11 protein-coding genes are annotated in these 16,541 nt (G+C 56.9%); 7 read left to right on the top strand and 4 right to left on the bottom strand.

What is annotated here, in order from left to right:
• Positions 1 to 116 precede the first annotated feature (116 nt).
• Genes ACLPGZ_RS04560 through apbC form a run of 3 tightly spaced genes read right to left on the bottom strand, consistent with a single transcriptional unit; the run spans position 117 to position 7,045 of the window.
• A complete protein-coding gene (locus ACLPGZ_RS04560; protein ID WP_429640999.1) occupies positions 117 to 4,175 on the bottom strand; it encodes a translocation/assembly module TamB domain-containing protein in 4,059 nt (1,352 codons plus the stop codon).
• Entirely contained in the window at positions 4,175 to 5,953 is a 1,779-nt protein-coding gene (locus tag ACLPGZ_RS04565; RefSeq protein WP_060186267.1) for an autotransporter assembly complex protein TamA, read from the bottom strand. The genes ACLPGZ_RS04560 and ACLPGZ_RS04565 overlap by 1 nt, the downstream gene beginning before the upstream one ends.
• Before the next feature lie 6 nt (positions 5,954 to 5,959).
• Positions 5,960 to 7,045, bottom strand: a complete 1,086-nt coding sequence (apbC, locus tag ACLPGZ_RS04570; RefSeq protein ID WP_060186266.1) for an iron-sulfur cluster carrier protein ApbC — start codon at positions 7,043 to 7,045, stop codon at positions 5,960 to 5,962.
• 102 nt (positions 7,046 to 7,147) lie between these two features.
• Here apbC and ACLPGZ_RS04575 point away from each other — a divergent pair, with 102 nt between their 5' ends.
• From ACLPGZ_RS04575 to ACLPGZ_RS04585, 3 genes are all read left to right on the top strand, one after another.
• Positions 7,148 to 7,405, top strand: a complete 258-nt coding sequence (locus ACLPGZ_RS04575) for a hypothetical protein (protein WP_009461132.1) — start codon at positions 7,148 to 7,150, stop codon at positions 7,403 to 7,405.
• A gap of 218 nt (positions 7,406 to 7,623) precedes the next feature.
• Positions 7,624 to 9,693, top strand: coding sequence for a methionine--tRNA ligase (metG, locus tag ACLPGZ_RS04580; protein ID WP_035271267.1), 2,070 nt, complete (start codon positions 7,624 to 7,626; stop codon positions 9,691 to 9,693).
• 196 nt (positions 9,694 to 9,889) lie between these two features.
• Positions 9,890 to 10,786 (top strand): cation diffusion facilitator family transporter, encoded by an 897-nt coding sequence (locus tag ACLPGZ_RS04585; protein WP_429641000.1) that lies wholly within the window; start codon positions 9,890 to 9,892, stop codon positions 10,784 to 10,786.
• 42 nt (positions 10,787 to 10,828) lie between these two features.
• On the opposite strand, the gene ACLPGZ_RS04590 is transcribed toward ACLPGZ_RS04585, so the two are convergent.
• Positions 10,829 to 11,704, bottom strand: coding sequence for a LysR family transcriptional regulator (locus ACLPGZ_RS04590; protein ID WP_196784069.1), 876 nt, complete (start codon positions 11,702 to 11,704; stop codon positions 10,829 to 10,831).
• 260 nt (positions 11,705 to 11,964) lie between these two features.
• On the opposite strand from ACLPGZ_RS04590, the gene ACLPGZ_RS04595 reads away from it, so the two are divergent.
• From ACLPGZ_RS04595 to ACLPGZ_RS04610, 4 genes are all read left to right on the top strand, one after another.
• Entirely contained in the window at positions 11,965 to 12,801 is an 837-nt protein-coding gene (locus ACLPGZ_RS04595) for a bifunctional allantoicase/(S)-ureidoglycine aminohydrolase (RefSeq protein ID WP_429641001.1), read from the top strand.
• 174 nt (positions 12,802 to 12,975) lie between these two features.
• Positions 12,976 to 13,449: a nucleoside deaminase gene (locus ACLPGZ_RS04600; protein ID WP_042482892.1), complete on the top strand. Its 474-nt coding sequence runs from the start codon at positions 12,976 to 12,978 to the stop codon at positions 13,447 to 13,449.
• Positions 13,450 to 13,580: 131 nt separating this feature from the next.
• On the top strand, positions 13,581 to 14,750 hold the full coding sequence (locus ACLPGZ_RS04605) for a YncE family protein (RefSeq protein ID WP_257112966.1): 1,170 nt from the start codon (positions 13,581 to 13,583) through the stop codon (positions 14,748 to 14,750).
• Positions 14,751 to 15,120: 370 nt separating this feature from the next.
• Positions 15,121 to 16,530 carry a GNAT family N-acetyltransferase gene (locus ACLPGZ_RS04610; protein WP_321290152.1) on the top strand — a complete coding sequence of 470 codons (1,410 nt, stop codon included), beginning with the start codon at positions 15,121 to 15,123 and terminating at the stop codon, positions 16,528 to 16,530.
• Positions 16,531 to 16,541: the final 11 nt, after the last annotated feature.

The following is a 16,541-nucleotide window of genomic DNA, read 5'->3' on the forward strand; positions in this document are numbered from 1 at the left end:
GCCTTAAATCAGTAACCGGTTATTTTATCGTTTAGATACACACACAAGCCAATTGCGGCGCAAATATGTCATTTGCGCCACAATTCTCTGCCCGCTTTGCGCCGGGCAAGCCTGCATCAATCCTTCGAGAACCAGCGGTAAATCAGGGCCAGACCGTTTACCGTACCGGCGCTGACCTCAGCCGTCAGGCCTCGTGCCAGGCGGTAGCTGGCTCGACCCACCGTTCCGGTATCGGCCATGGCCTGCTCCAGGCTAACGGAAATATCCGCCGTCAGTGCCTTGGTGATCGCAATAAACTTGCGCTCTTCGTTGCTGGTGCCGCTGTTCAGGGATTTGACCACACTTTCCACCGGCAAAATGCTACCGGCACTGCCCAGGTCGCCCGAGCGCATGGCCACTTCATCAATCCCGAACTTGCGGTAGAAGGGCTCGCCATCGCCCAGGAAGGACGTCCCGACACTGAGCAGCAAGGCCATGTCACCACCAGAATCATCCGGCCCGTGGCCCAGCAGGAGCCAGGACAGTTTTTCAACTTCGCTGACTTCCGGGTAGGACACCAAATCAATTCTGGGCTTGCGAGCCGTACCGGCTACCTTAACACCTGCCTCTACTGCCTGACCGGTACGCAAGGCTTCGATGTCCAGAATAGGCGAGGTAATGTCACCCTGGAAGGTCACGGTTCCGCGCTTGAGCAGCAACTTCTGACCATAGAGCTCAATTCGCCCGCCACGAGTGCGCAAGGCACCCATGCCGGTCAACTTGCCGCCGATCATGGTGACCCTCAGGCTGCCAACCAGACCGGAGTTCACGCCGTAACCCGTCAGGTAAAAACGCGGCCCCAGATCCACATCAATTTCCATGCTCATGTCGGTTGCAGCCTGGGAAGGCTCGGAAGCCGGTTCGTCGCCTGCCCGCACAATCACCACATCGCTATCAACAGTGGGAATACCACCCAACATGTCCAGGTTGAACCAGCCCGCATCAGCAACAACCTTGCCGGTAATGGCAATACGCGGCAGTTCCATGTCCAGATTGATATTGCCGGACATCATGGCGTAACGATCGGAGCGCTGCAGAATCGGGAAGCGGAAAATATCCACGTCAAAGGCCCCTTGCTGAGTGCTCAGGTTCCACTGCCCCGACACAGTCAGCTTGCCATCCTTGGCGTCCGGGCTCTCTTTCAGCCAGGTTGCGGTACGCCATTCCTGCGGCTCTACTCGTGGGCGAGCCGGGAACGTCAAGGACTCCAGGCGGAAAATGTCACCATCGAAACGGGCATCCAACTGACCGTCAATTAGACGGATGCCGTCATCCAGACGTGTGAAACGCAACTCGCGGCCCCTTACCGTGCCACGACTGGTCCAGGCCCATTTCGCACCCACATCAATATTCACGTCTGCATTCAAGCGACCGCCCAGCTCCATGGCATCGCCCAGGAACAGGCGCGTCCAGCTCAAGTCATCAATATTGGCTTGTATGCTGACCGTTTTGCGATCGTTCTCATTCAAGGCCAGCCCGTGAAGGGGAGTCTGGGCCTTGGCTGTGACGTAACCCATTTCCTTGGTACGCACATCCATCTGAGCATCCAGACGGCTGGTCGTGGCCGAGGTAGGTTTCGCATTGATGACGATACTCAGATCTTCCAGCCCCAGGGACATGGGCGGCTCAGCAAAAACCTGTACATCCCCCGCCACGCGGTCGACGCGCACCTGGCCGGACAAGGCGCCATTAAATTTCAGGTCCCAGCGCGCTTTGATATCAATTTCGGGCGGCTGGGTTTTCTTGTTCTTGGCAATCTTGACGCCACCCTTGGCCTTGTCAGCGTTTTCTTCTACGCCGACTTTACGCAGCAAGCGCGCGATGCGAGGCTCGGACAGCACCAGATCCAACAACTCACCACGGCTGGCCCATTGTCCAGGCTGGTAAGTGGATTCCTGATGACGCAGATTGATCCAGGGTTCGCCATCAACTGTGGTGCTCAACGTACCGGCACCAACTCGCACTGACCAGGGAGCCAAAGGCTCGGGTGCCTTGGGAGCGTTTGCTGTTTTATCGGCTGCGTTTTCGGGAACGCCAGCCTGTGCCTTCGCTTGCTCTGCTGCCAATGAAGCAGACGGAGCAGCATTGGCCGCAGCAGCAGGCTTAGTATCGGGGCTGCCCTTAGTTTCAGGATTTATACCGGCCTGAGCCGCTCCTTCTTCCTTGGCGGCCACCTGGCCTGCTACATCACCTTCAACCTTGGATTGGCCCTTGGCCTCTGCTGTGGCAACTTGAACAGGAGGCTCCAGCGCCCGCAGAGTATCGGTAAAACGTACAGGCAGTGCCGACTGCAAACGCACGATCAATCCGGCATGGTCGGCCACCAAACGGTTTACCTTGCCATCCCAATACGCGGCCTTGCCCTGATCGGCAAAATGCCAGCCACCTTCCAGTGCCAGATCGGCCTCGGCCATGCCTTGGCCCAACTGCCCCTTGGCCTTGCCGCCCAAGTCGTACTGGCCCTTCAACTGCAGGGTGTGATGAGCGATATCGCCACGCAACTGCCCTTCTGCCAACGCCTTGCCCAACTCCAGGCCAGGCCACAATTGTTCGGCACGAGGAATCTTCGCCAGCAAATCCAGCTCGGCCTTGCCGGACATGCCAAAACCACCTTTCAGCTGAACCTGGTTATCCCCGATCTTCATATCGGTGAGCACATCCGAAACCGACAGCAAACGCCACCAATCCGCTTGGCCCGGCTGAGCCGGAGCCGACGCTTTTGCCTTGATCTGCCCGATAGCGGCCTGCTTGTTCCAGCGACTGCCCTGCAAAAGCTGCACATCCACATCCGCGGAGAGCAATTGTTCTTTATCCGCCAAGACCACATCGAACTGGCCTTGGGTATTGATCAGAGCGTCGGGCAGCACATCGCCCAGCAAGGCATGCAGATCCAGCTTGTCGCTGCGGAACTGACCTTTGAAATGATCTTGAACGTGCACACCTTCCTGTGTGGCATCCCAGGCGAAGTCTGCATCCAGCGAGGACTCGTCCGGCAGTTTCACCGCCACCTTGGCCTGACGCACTGGCACGGAATCCAGCGGGCTCAATTCTGCGCTGGCGTCCAGGCTATAGCCCTGGCCCTGACCGTTAAGCAGCAAGGTGGCTTGTTCCAGAGAGCCATTCAAGGTGATTTGAGCGTTGACCACACAATCGGGCAAAGGCTCGGGCTCAGGAACAGCAACTGGTTCCTGGATACGTTCTTCATCGACAAGACCCGTACTACCCTCGGGCTCGGAGCTGATGACTCCGGCGACACCATGGGCGTCTACGGGTTGATCGACTGGCTGGCTGGCAGGAGTTGCATGACTCGGTGCGCTGGCCTCAGCTTGACCTTGCTGTGTTATTGCAGCCTTGGCACTAGTCTTGGCCGTTTCAACCGTGGCTGTTTTTTTGGACCGATCGAGTACTGCCTTCTCGGCAGGTTTGCCGGATTTCGACGGCTCTGCATAAGCGGGCAAATACTGTTTCGCACAAATAGGCGAATCGGCCGTCAAACCGCGAGCAATGATTTGAATATCGGCTCGTGCCGGGTAAGGCGCTTGCAGTCCCGCCAGTTCCACCTCACCCTGAAAACCAGCGCGGATGGACTCATTAGCCACCATTAAATCGTACAGTCGAAGCTGCGCGCTGTCGGAATCCAACGCCAGTGCCGAAGACAAATCCGCAATCGCGACCGGCAAGGGCGTGCCATCCTGCGTTAACAAGAACTGCCCCAAAGCCAGCTTGTCCACGGCAATACTGATAGGCAGCTCGGGCATTGTGAAGGGCTCATCGGACTTGGGCTCGTCCGAGGAGGTCAAGGCCACATCCACTTTCTGAGCACTAAGCTCTACCACGTGCAGGCGGCGTTCCCACAGTTCTTTCCAGTTGGCCTGCAAGCGCAAACGCTCGATATCCACATGTGTGTCCGGCAAGCCCAGCACCAGGTGGTCGATACTCAAGCCATCCCAAATGGTTCCGCGCACGCCTTGGGCGCTGCCCTGCGCATAGGGCAAAGCCGTGCGCAAGGCCCAGCTTGTACCGGCCTGACTGGCCAGCACCCAATACACAAAGCCGCAAACAAGCAGCAGGGCAATCACCACAAAGGGAATGCCCCACAAAGCGAAATATCGGAACCAGCGCCGAACCCAAGCCATTAAAATGCGATTCCCAAAGAAAAGCTCAAACGTACTCGTTTGTCTCGCTGACCATAGGCCAGATCAAGATTGAAAGGGCCAGCAGGGGTGCGCACCACCGCACCCAAACCGTAGCCCCAGGCTAAATCCATATCACCAAAGCTGGGCGCAGCGTCACCCACGTCAACAAAAGCGCGCATGCCATACATGCTGGTGAAAAAGTGCGTGTATTCCACGCTGGCTACGGCCATGGCTGGCGCCCCCACCACGGCGTCGCCTTGTCGAAGGCCAATGCTTTGATACTTGTAGCCACGGACACTGCGAGCGCCCCCGGTGCGATAACCGAAGTCAGGCGGTGTGCGGTCCGTCATGCGCCAAACCTTACCGATTTCACCCCGCAGGGACAAAATATCCCGCTCCCCAACTGGCCACCACTGCTGCAATCGCAAATTACTGCGGTAAAAGGTCTCGCCCTTGTCCAGCGTGACACCGGCACCTACGCCGAAATCAATCAGATTGCCTTCGCGCGGATCGTACTTCTTGTCTACGTCCCGACGCAGCCATTGCCAGGTTGCAATGGCAGAAGGTGTTTCACGGGTGGGCAGACCGGAAATCTTGGTCTTGTCCCAGGCGCCCAGTAAGCCCCATTCGGTTTCATATTCCACGCGGCTATTGCCCGCTGCCTGTCGTTCCTGGCGCAGCTTCCAGCCCAGGGCCGCCCGCTCCGTGTCCAAACCTTCAATGTCGGAACGATCGTACAAGACACCAAAACTGTTCTTGTAGCCGCTAATGGTGGGCGGCAAGTGAATGTCATAAAAGGCCCGCTGACGTTTTTTATCCACGCCAATACCGGCCTCGGTCCAGATCGGCAGGCCAAACACAATATTCTTTCGATACAAGGCCTCAACACGCGCACCGTGGTCGCTGTCAAAACCCAAAGAGCCGGTGAACTGCCTGGATGGCGCTTCTGTAACCCGTACACGTACAGGCAGTTCTACATCACCATCTGGAAGCTCTTTCTTTTTGCCGGCTTCTTCATCCAGGGTGACAAAGGCACCCCGGAAAAAAGTGGTGGCAGCCAAAGATTGCTGCCACTCGTCCAGCTTGTCCTGATCGTAAGGATCACCGGGGGTATAGCGCACATAGCGGTCTACCAGAGACTGGGGAACTCGCTTCAGGCCAGTGGTTTCCAGCGGCCCCATGCGAACCCTCGGCCCGCTATCCACTTTCAGGGAAAGGTCGGCCACGCCTTCATCGGCCAATACGGTCGCCCGCGTGTCTATGTAACGAGCGTAGTAAAAGTCCTGGCGCTGTACGCTTTCCAGCAGATCCGATTTGGCGGAGGACCAGACCGAATTCAAAAAGGGATCGTCCACTTTCAAAGGAAAGCTGGCTTTGATCCCTTCCAGACGCACCTGATATTCCGGCTCCTGAATCTTGCCTTTGAAGTCCAGGGCAATGTCTCGTACACGCGTGATTTCGCCCGGCTGAATAATGATGTCCCAATACTCACCGCTGGAATCCTCGCCCACCTCCAGCGTGACTACAGAATCAAAATAACCCTGAGTCTGCAAGGCGGAGACGGTCGCATCGTGAGCCCGGCGCCGCAGACGCGAGACCTCTCCCAAGTCCTGGTCTTCCGCCAAACGTGTAATGGCACTGACCGCGCGCTGAATTTCTTTCAGCGCCTGGGGGGGCACGCCCCCCGGATCAATAATGACATCGGGAACGGAAGACTGAGCCCATACTGCAGGGCTCAGGACTATCGAAAACAACAGGCAAAAGCCGGATTTGCGCATACGTACTCAAAGAGGACGAGGAACAACCTTGGGGCGCTGCCCCGACGTGTCTGGAGGAAGTTGCGACAAGTTAGCCGAAACGCGATTGGCAATCTCGTGATACAGGCGGGCCTCGGGACTGTCTGCGCTGGCAATCACCGTCGGGGTACCGGAGTCGGTCTGAGCCCGAATGCTCATTGCCAACGGCAAGGCACCCAGCCAAGGCACGTTGAACTGGCTGGCCATATCGCGACCACCATGCTGACCGAAGACCGGGTCAGCATGACCACAGTTCGAGCAGATATGGACCGACATGTTTTCCACAATACCCAGAACAGGCACATTCACCTTCTGGAACATGTTCAAGCCACGCTTGGCGTCGATCAGCGCCAGATCCTGAGGGGTGGTCACAATCACCGCACCCGTCAAAGGCACTTTCTGCGACAAGGTCAAGGCGATATCGCCAGTGCCGGGAGGCATATCGATAATCAGGTAATCCAGATCATCCCAACGCGTTTGTGTAAGCAGCTGTGTCAACGCCTGGGTTGCCATCGGGCCGCGCCAGATTGCGGGAGCGTCTTCGTCCAGCAGGAAACCAATCGAGTTGGCTTGCAGACCGTGACCGATCAGCGGCTCCATCATCTTGCCGTCTGCACTGCGCGGGCGCTCGTGCAGGCCCAGCATGGTGGGCACGCTAGGGCCATAAATATCCGCATCCAGCAAACCAACACGCGCACCTTGCATATGCAAGGCCAAAGCCAGGTTCACCGACGTTGTACTTTTACCCACACCGCCCTTACCCGAGGACACCGCAATAATGTTGCGGATATTGGGCATGGGTCGCAACCCTTCCTGCACAGCATGCACGCCAATGCGGGGATTCAAATGCAGCTTGGACAGGGTGGCACCCACGCCTGCCAAGGCTTGCTCGATACGTTCGCGCAGCTGTCCCTGAATGTCATAAGCCGTATAGGGCAGGTGCAAAGTCAGCTCAACCTGGTTCTGGTCAATGCTCAGCTCGCATCGACCCGCATCGACCGATAACTTCTTTAACGTGTTGGGATCGGTCACACTCGCCAGGGCTTGCAACACGCGCTCGGAACTCACTGTCATTTATCCAAAACCTTGATATAAAGAAACATCACCATACCTTTAAACCAGAAAATTAGCGGTTCAAGAGGAATTTTTTTACACTTATGATGTCATACTAACCCTATGAACACATTTAACCAGATTATCCGCACAGCCCTCTTTGTCTTGCTGACAATTTTCGGTGCAATCATGGCGTTTATCTTCATGGTTTCTACCGCTATTGCGATCGGCATTTTATACATTGTGGCGCGTATTAGTGGCCGTCCTTTCGGCGTTAAAGCCTACTGGGACCAGCGCCGCCGCCCTGCCGCTGCCAGCAAACAGTCGACCACACCACGTTCGCGTGATGTCACCGACATCGAGATGCGCGAGATTCCTTAACAGTTCTTGACTGTTCGCCAAGCCTTTGGCGAGCAGCAACGCTGATTAGGCACTGCCCCCGAACACCCTGAGTCGTCAAAGGCTCAGGGTGTGTGCATTTGTATCATTCGCAATTGCCCATCAGCACTTTGCCCGTGGACATTCCTCGGTCTGGCGCAGCACAAGTGTGCAATAGACCGTAGAATCCTTGTTCCCTTTCTCTTTTATTTTGTTAAGTCATGTCACGAACGATATTTGTTACGACCGCCCTGCCGTATGCCAACGGCTCGTTTCACATCGGCCACATCATGGAATATATCCAGGCCGACATCTGGGTTCGGTCCATGCGAATGTCGGGACATACTGTGCATTTTGTGTGTGCGGACGACGCCCATGGCGCGCCCATCATGCTCAAGGCAGAAAGCGCTGGCATTACCCCCGCTCAGTTGGTAGACAAGATCGCGGCCGAGCGCCCCACCTACCTGAACGGCTTTAACGTCAAATTCGACCACTGGCACCGTACGGACTCGCCAGACAACGTCGAACTGGCCCAGGACATCTACCGCACGCTGAAAAGCGCCGGCTTTATTGACACCCGCACCATCGAACAGTTCTACGATCCGGTCAAAGGCATGTTCCTGCCCGATCGTTACATCAAGGGCGAGTGCCCCAAGTGTCACGCCAAGGACCAGTACGGCGACAGCTGCGAAGTCTGTAGCGCGGTTTACGCTCCTACCGAACTGATCGAACCCTACTCCACCCTGACCAATGCGCGTCCGGTGTTAAAGACCTCGGAACACTTTTTCTTCCGCTTGTCCGACCCGCGCTGCGTAGCCTTCCTGCAAGAGTGGACCACGGGCAAGAACGCCCAAGGCAAGCCGCGTCTGCAATCGGAAGTGCTGGGCAAGACCCGCGAATGGCTGGGTACAGGCGAAGGCGCAGAGGCCTCTCTGAACGACTGGGACATTTCCCGCGACGAGCCCTACTACGGCATCCCGATTCCGGACGCTCCCGGCAAATATTTCTACGTCTGGCTGGATGCGCCTGTTGGCTATCTGGCCTCCTTGAAAGCCTACTGCGCCAAGGCCGGTCTGGACTTTGATGCCTTGCTGGATCCGGAAGGCAGCACCGAGCAGGTCCACTTCATCGGCAAGGACATCGTGTACTTCCACGCCCTGTTCTGGCCTGCCATGCTGAAGTTCTCTGGCCGTAAAGTGCCTGATGCCTTGAACGTGCACGGTTTCATCACGGTTAGCGGCGAGAAAATGTCCAAGAGTCGCGGCACCGGCATTTCGCCTCTGCGCTACCTGGAGCTGGGCATGGATGCAGAGTGGATGCGCTATTACATGGCCGCCAAGCTGAACTCGCACGTCGAAGACATGGATTTCAATCCTGACGACTTCATTGCCCGCGTCAACAGCGACCTGATTGGCAAGTACGTCAACATCGCCAGCCGTGCCGCCAACTTCATCAGCAAGCATTTTGATGGCAAGCTGGCATACCAGGGCGACACTTCCGAACTACAAAACCAGCTCAAGGAAGTCGCCGAGAAAGTCCGCGCCGACTTGGAAAGCCGCGAGTATGGTCGTGCCGTGCGCCAGATCATGGCTCAGGCCGACATCATCAACCAGGCTTTTGATACCGCCCAGCCCTGGGTCATGGCCAAAGGCATTGCGACCGCCGAGCAAGCTCAGAAAGATGCGCTGCAAGATATTTGCTCGCGCACCCTGGCTGGCTTCAAGGGCTTGTCCGTCATGCTGACCGCCATCTTGCCCACCCTGACCCATCGCGTGGCCCACGAACTGTTTGGTCTGGACCGCGACTTTGTCTGGGACGACGTGGCTGCCTTGCCTGATCACATCGCTCCCTTCAAGCATCTGATGCAGCGTGTAGACAGCGCCATGGTGGACGAGCTGCTGGCTCCGCCACCCGCTCCCGTCGTGTTGCCCGGTGGTGAAGCCATTGCCGAAACCATCGACATCAAGGACTTCATCAAGGTAGACCTGCGCATTGCCAAAATCGTCAGTTGCGAAGCCGTGGAAGGTTCGGACAAGCTGCTGCGTCTGAGCCTGGACGCTGGCGAAGGCCGCTTGCGCCAAGTGTTCTCCGGCATCAAGTCGGCTTACCAGCCCGAAGATCTGATCGGCAAGCTGACGGTACTGGTCGCTAACCTGGCTCCTCGCAAGATGCGTTTCGGCGTATCCGAGGGCATGGTTCTGGCGGCCAGCCATGCGGATGATGCCGTGGATCAAGGCATCTATATTCTGGAACCATTCCCCGGTGCCCAGCCCGGTATGCGCATCAATTAAGACGCATTCCTGATACGCAAAAGAGCCTCGCCGAAAAAGCGAGGCTTTTTTGTCTACATATACCAAAGAACAGGCTCAAAACAGCCTGCCAAGCCCCTTTCAGCGACCCGTAACCCAGGAAAGCCGATACACTCTTTATCTTGAAACTGCTGTATTGATGCACAGTCTGCTGCTTTGAATGCAAGGACCTCTTGGCATGGAAAACATCCCCCCTTCTGAACTGGATCGGCACCTTGGTGCACAGCGCTCCACCTGGGTCAGTGTCATCGTCAATATCAGTTTGAGCGTGCTGCAAATTGTGGTGGGTCTGTTTGCTCATTCGCAGGCCCTGATTGCTGACGCCATCCACTCCCTGTCCGACCTGCTGTCAGACTTTGTAGTGCTGATCGCCAACCGCCATAGCCGTCGAGGTCCGGACGCAGATCACCCTTACGGACATTTGCGCTACGAAACGGCGGCCACCCTGGCCATTGGCGGCCTGTTGCTGGCCGTAGGACTGGGCATGTTATGGAATGCTGTGTCTTCCTTGCGCGACCCCAGCAGCATCGAAGCAGTACACCCGATTGCCCTGGCCGTTGCCTTCATCGCGCTCTGTAGTAAAGAACTCCTGTTTCGCTACATGTTGCGTGTCGCGAAGCGTTTGCGCTCGACCATGCTGGTTGCCAATGCCTGGCACGCGCGCTCCGACGCAGCCTCCTCGCTGGTCGTTAGCGTCGGGGTGATGGCCAACCTGGCAGGTCTGCCTTTGGGCGACCCCTTGGCCGCCAGTATTGTGGGTTTGATGATTCTGCGCATGGGCTGGAAGTTTTCTATTGGCGCATTTCACGACCTGACCGATAAAGCGGTCGATCAGGAAACGGAAGAGCGCATTGCCAAGCTCTTGCGCGAGACCCCCGGTGTGGAAGGCATACACCAGCTACGGACCCGCAAGCTGGGGGACATGATCTGGGTAGAAGTGGATCTGGAAATGGACAGCACCCTGACTATTGCTCAAGGTCATGCCATTGCCGTGGCCGCACGGGACCGTGTGATGGCCGAAGAGCCCGTGCTGGATGTCATGACACACTTTGATCCGGTCACACCCCAGCGCTAAACCCTGTCTAAGCTCTACGAGCCTCGCCAGCCCAACAGCAGGCTATCCAGGACGGCGGGCGCTCTCGGGCGCCAGCATCTCCACCAGCACACGGGACAAGGCCGTCACCATCTCATTGGCATGAGGTCGATGCAAAATTGCCAGTTCAAAAGCATCGATACGGGGCAGACCTTGTGCTTGGCCCAATTCAATATGGTCATCGCGCACCGCACGCCGCGGCAGCAAGCTGATCCCCATCCCGTCTGCCACCGCCCCTTGAATACCGCTCAAGCTGGAACTGGTAAAGCTGATACGCCAACGACGTCCCAAGGACTCGACAGCACTGATGATTTCCTCTCGATACACACCCCGACGCGGGAAGGTCACCAAGGGGATGGGGTCCAGATGAAAGACCGGATCAGTCGCGCTATCCACCCAGGCTGTCTGCTCGGGTAGACAAGCCACCGCTTCACGGGCATTGTGACGCTGCTTGACCAGCACCAGATCCAGCTCACCCTGATCGTACGCGGCCAGCAGGTCGCTGCTCAGGCCGCTACTGACTTCCAGACGCACCTGCGGGAAGCGACGGTTGAAGCCCGCCAAGGCCCGCATGGTCTGTCCATTGGTAAAGTCCTCAGGCACGCCAAGACGCACGGAAATAGTCACCAGAGAACCGGACAGGGCTTCAGACAGCTGATGATTCAAAGCCAGCATCTGGCGGGCGTAACCCAACAGGGTCTGCCCCGCTTCAGTCGTGCTGACGCCCCGGCTAGCCCGGTCCAGCAGACGCAGCCCGGCCAGTTCCTCCAGGCGCCGCACTTTCTGGCTGATCGTGGACTGCGTGGAATGCAAACGCGTTGCGGCCGCCGTGAAGCTGCCGCAATCGACTACCGTCAACAAAGCCAGCAGCAGGTCCAGATCGTACAAAGGCCGATTCAGGCTGGGACTGCTTGATAGTTGATGATCCATATGCTCAAACCCTTTCTGAAATCCGCCAGGGCAATCCACCCACCGCCCTTTTATTCAAAAAACAAATACTAGAGATTTATACATTTAATTTGTAAATATCACCAGCAGTCGTTAAGGTGTATTGGTCCCGCGCATTACAACGACATCCCGCCTGTGCCTTTTGCCAGCCGCCGGGATTGCGCCGTGCCGTTCGACAGATTTTTCCTTACTGAATTTCAATGGGAATCAACATGTCCAAAGTCAATTACTACGCCCCTCTAGGTGGCCATCCTCCTCAGACTCAGTTGCTGACGGACCGCGCCATGTTCACCGAGGCCTATGCCGTGCTGCCCAAAGGCGTGCTGCAAGACATCGTGACCAGCTACCTGCCCGGTTGGGAAAATACCCGTCTGTGGGTATTGGCACGTCCTCTGTCCGGCTTTGCCGAGACCTTCTCCCAATACATCATGGAAGTAGGCCCACAGGGTGGCAGCAACAATCCTGAGTCCGACCCCGAAGCCGAAGGCGTGATTTTTGTCGTCAAGGGCCAGCTGGAGCTGGTTCTGGAAGGCACCAAGCACATCATGGAAGAAGGCGGCTATGCCTTTATTCCTCCTTCCACCAACTGGACCTTGCACAACCGCACGGGCGAGCTGGCCAACTTCCACTGGATTCGCAAGCGCTACCAGCGTGTGGAAGGCCTGGATGCCCCTGAAGCCTTTGTAACCAACGAAAAAGACGTGAAACCTGGCGTCATGCCTGACACCGAAGGCCGTTGGAGCACCACCCGTTTCACCGACATGTCCGACCTGCGTCACGACATGCACGTGAACATCGTGAACTTTGAACCCGGTGGCGTGATCCCCTTCGCTGAAACGCACGTGATGGAACACGGTCTGTACGTTCTGGAAGGTAAGGCGGTGTACCGTCTGAACCAGGACTGGGTTGAAGTGGAAGCCGGTGACTTCATGTGGCTGCGCGCTTTCTGCCCGCAGGCTTGCTACGCAGGCGGACCAGGCCGTTTCCGCTACTTGCTGTACAAAGACGTAAACCGTCATGCCAATCTGACACTTGGCGGCACCCGCTAATATGGTCTGAAACAGAACAGCCGCTGCCCGTCAGCGGCTGTTTTGCATTACAAACACGCCAAACCGGAACGCGTCCCCCTGATGCCGCCTGTGCCCGCAGGGGTCCCACACGGCACAAATAGAGACTCTGGTTCCAAGGCTCATTCCAACCTTGCTTCTCTACAGGAGAAAAACATGAACGATAAACACTATCTGCTGCGCTCCATCCAGATCGCCGAAGAGAATGTCGCCCGCGGCGGTCAGCCCTTTGGCGCAGTGCTGGTCCGCGATGGTCAAGTTCTGGCCGAAGGGGTTAATGAGACCTACATTGCCCATGACCCCACCGCGCACGCTGAGATCCAGGCGCTGCGTACTGCCAGCCAGAACGTGAAAAGCAGCAGCCATGCAGGCAGCACCATGTATGCCAGCGGCATCCCCTGCCCCATGTGCATGGCCGCCATGATCGCCTCGGGCGTGGAGCGCGTGGTGTATTGCGCCGACGATGAGGAAGGCGAACCCTTTGGCTGGTCTACCGAATCCTTCTACAAAAAAATGCAGCAGGACTTTGGCAAGCAGGGCGTGAAAATGGAGCACCTGCCCTTGCCGGAAAAACGCAAAGTGTATGAAGCCTGGCAAGCCCGATTTGGAAACGGCTCCAAGCAGGACTAAAACAAAAGCCATTCAAAACCCTGCCATCAAGCAGGGTTTTGCGTATTTACATAGACAGACAAGTCAGAAAAGTTTATAAAACAGAGCAGTTATAGTAACGATTCTCATTTATTGAATCCCAAAGGAAATACATGATTGCGTCCCGCCCAGCCTCTTTAAAAATGATTGTTGCCTCCGTAATGGGCGCTTTGCTGCTCAGTGCATGCCAGACTGCACCGCAATCGCAACAAGCGGGCCAAACATCGTCCTTTAATGCGACTGCGCCTCAGGCACAGGTCACTTTCCGTCAGGACACCATTGATGGTGCCTATGAAATTCTGGCCGCCAAGGACAGCAAGCAGTTGTTTGTTGCTGCTACTCCTTTGTTTGAAGACCGTGCTGCTGGCTTCCTGCACGTTCTGGACCAGGACACCCTGCGTGAATCGCAGCTGATCCAATTGCCGCGCCGTGCCTTTGCACTGGGCCTGAACCAGAAAACTCACACTCTGTACGTGGGCAACACCCTGGACGGCTCGCTGCTGGCAATCAACAGCCTGAATGGCACCGTCAAGCAACTGATCCAACTGGGTCAAAAAGAAGACAAGGGCGGCTGGGAACACACCCGTAAAGTCGTTATTGACGAGCAAGACAACCGCATCTTCGTGACCAACCCCTCCGAAGGTGGCCGCGTATGGATTGTGGATGGCGCCGACGGTCGTATCCTGCACAATATCGATAATGTGGGCTTGTGGCCTGCTGGCGCTGCCTACGATGCCAACACCAAGCGTCTGTTCGTGGGCCACGGCGGCAAGGATGAAATTGCCGTCATCAACCCGGCCACCGGCGCTATCGAACAGCGCTTCACCACTGGCGATGCAAAAAGCGATAAACGTGAAGATTCCCGCCACTTCTTCGTGAACATCGCCCTGAGCGCGGATGGCAAGAAACTGTTTGGCGCTGACGCCAATACCGGCAAGATCTACCAATTCGACACCCGCTCCGGCAAAGTGGAAAACACGGCTGAAGTGGGTCTGGGGCTGCTGGATATCGTGTACAACGACGCTCGCAAAGAGCTGATTGCTACCAACCGTGGCGTGGATCGTGAAACACCAGCCGGTACCGGTTCGGTCACCATCCTGGATGCCAACACCTTGGCTGTTAAACACCGTATCAGCGCCCCTGTGCACCCCAACAGCGTCACGCTGAGCGCTGACGGCCAGACCGCTTTTGTCACTATCAAAATCCCTCATGGCGACAAGAGCCCGCACTACCTGAAAGGTGCCAAGGACAGCGTTCTGCGTCTGAACCTGAATCAGCTCTAAGCCCCTGGCTTAAAGCCTGGTCCCAAGCCGAGACTGCCCACAAGGCAGCTCGGCTTTTTTTGTACCTGCCACTTTGGTCTGCCAGGCGGCCTGCCCCTCATCTGTGCCTTGGCCGCAGGATAGTTTTGTCCGCTGTTCAAGCTCTAAGCCAAGGCCCGCCATCACTGGCTCTTGGGCGTTTCAACGCTGTTTTAGCAATGCGGTCTGGAAACAAGCAGCAAAGCGGATTGCTGCAACCGGCCACTTGCTCAATAGAATCAATTAGTGGCCTAGCAAGACGCCTCTTGTCTCCCGGCCCCACACTCCCTTTCCCGCCTCCAGCTGTGCCACAGATTGGCATTTCTGGAGCGTTTTCTATTGAAGACAAGTCATGGTTCAGCTGAACGCGTATCACCAGCCTATTGGCCCCTCGCTCCCTCATTGGCAGGCCCGCCCGCAGCCAGCACGCTGCGTTCTGCACGGCAAATACTGCCGTCTGGAAGCCGTGAACCCGGAACAACATGGCGACAGCCTGTACGAGGCCTACAGCAACGCCAGCGATGGCCGCGACTGGACCTATTTGTCTGTAGGCCCCTTTAACAACCGCGCACAGTTCGACCAGCACCTGCAAACCATCAGCCAGGCCAGCAATGCCGTGCATTACGCCGTCGTCGAACAAACCACGGGTCGCGCATTGGGCACCTTGTCCCTGATGCGGATCGACCCACAAAACGGCTGCATTGAAGTGGGCTTTGTAGCCTGGTCGCCCGCTCTGAAACAAACCCGTATGGCCACCGAAGCCCACTACCTGTTGATGGCTTATGCAATTGATGGACTGGGCTACCGTCGCTACGAATGGAAGTGCGACACACACAATGCCCCCTCCCAAGCCGCTGCACGACGATTGGGCTTTCGTTATGAAGGTATCTTCCGTCAGGCGATTGTGTACAAGGGCCGCTCGCGCGATACAGCCTGGTTCTCCATTACCGACCAGGACTGGCCAGCCCTGAAAGCGAATTTCCAGGCCTGGCTGGCACCTGAAAACTTTGACGATCAAGGTCGTCAGAAACATCGTTTGGGGCAGCAAATAACTGTCGCTCCAGCCGGTCCCGGGGCCCGCCGCTTAAAGCAAATGCTGGCCCTGCAAACCGAGCTGAATCAGCTGATTGATCCGAACTGGCGAGTGGCCAAGCAGGACTACTACCGGGCGATCTGGGTGGAATGTGCGGAGCTGGCCGATTACCTGGACTGGAAGTGGTGGCAGCATAGCGAGCGCAATCTGCCGCAACTCCAACTGGAGCTGATCGACATCCTGCATTTTGGTCTGTGCGATGTACTGCGTGCCAACGATGCGCTGCGCGAGCAAGAAGCCGCCACCGCACTGGATCAGCTCCAGCACGCATCAGCCACCGCCAGCGACTCTACGGCCATCATGACGGCTCTGGAACACTTTACCTTGCGCGTTCTGGAGACACGCCAGTTCGATTTCAGCGGCTTTACCCAACTGGCTGCTCTTTGTGGTCTGACACTGGACACGCTCTACCACTCCTACGCGGGCAAGAATGCCCTGAACCGCTTGCGCCAACTGCGCGGCTATCAGCACGGCCACTATCACAAGCAGTGGGGCGGGCAGCAGGACAACGAGCATCTGGCACAGCTGCAATTGCGTCTGCCCACCGAGCATGACCATTACCCCGAAATGATCCTGCATGCCCTGCAAGAAAGCTACGACACGTTTTTTTCGGGAGCCTCCCAGGTCCGGAACGGAGCCTGCGTACCGCCTCCCCTTTCTTCACGTTGACAAAGGACTGT

This window comes from Alcaligenes sp. Me129 (assembly GCF_050487245.1).
Lineage (GTDB): Bacteria > Pseudomonadota > Gammaproteobacteria > Burkholderiales > Burkholderiaceae_B > Alcaligenes > Alcaligenes phenolicus.

Bases quoted from the DNA above. Each gene is read 5' to 3' on its own strand.
- ACLPGZ_RS04605 (WP_257112966.1), top strand. From the start codon at position 13,581: ATGATTGCGTCCCGCCCAGCCTCTTTAAAAATGATTGTTGCCTCCGTA.
- ACLPGZ_RS04560 (WP_429640999.1), bottom strand. From the start codon at position 4,175: ATGGCTTGGGTTCGGCGCTGGTTCCGATATTTCGCTTTGTGGGGCATT.
- metG (WP_035271267.1), top strand. From the start codon at position 7,624: ATGTCACGAACGATATTTGTTACGACCGCCCTGCCGTATGCCAACGGC.
- ACLPGZ_RS04565 (WP_060186267.1), bottom strand. From the start codon at position 5,953: ATGCGCAAATCCGGCTTTTGCCTGTTGTTTTCGATAGTCCTGAGCCCT.
- ACLPGZ_RS04575 (WP_009461132.1), top strand. From the start codon at position 7,148: ATGAACACATTTAACCAGATTATCCGCACAGCCCTCTTTGTCTTGCTG.
- ACLPGZ_RS04610 (WP_321290152.1), top strand. From the start codon at position 15,121: ATGGTTCAGCTGAACGCGTATCACCAGCCTATTGGCCCCTCGCTCCCT.
- ACLPGZ_RS04585 (WP_429641000.1), top strand. From the start codon at position 9,890: ATGGAAAACATCCCCCCTTCTGAACTGGATCGGCACCTTGGTGCACAG.
- ACLPGZ_RS04600 (WP_042482892.1), top strand. From the start codon at position 12,976: ATGAACGATAAACACTATCTGCTGCGCTCCATCCAGATCGCCGAAGAG.
- apbC (WP_060186266.1), bottom strand. From the start codon at position 7,045: ATGACAGTGAGTTCCGAGCGCGTGTTGCAAGCCCTGGCGAGTGTGACC.
- ACLPGZ_RS04595 (WP_429641001.1), top strand. From the start codon at position 11,965: ATGTCCAAAGTCAATTACTACGCCCCTCTAGGTGGCCATCCTCCTCAG.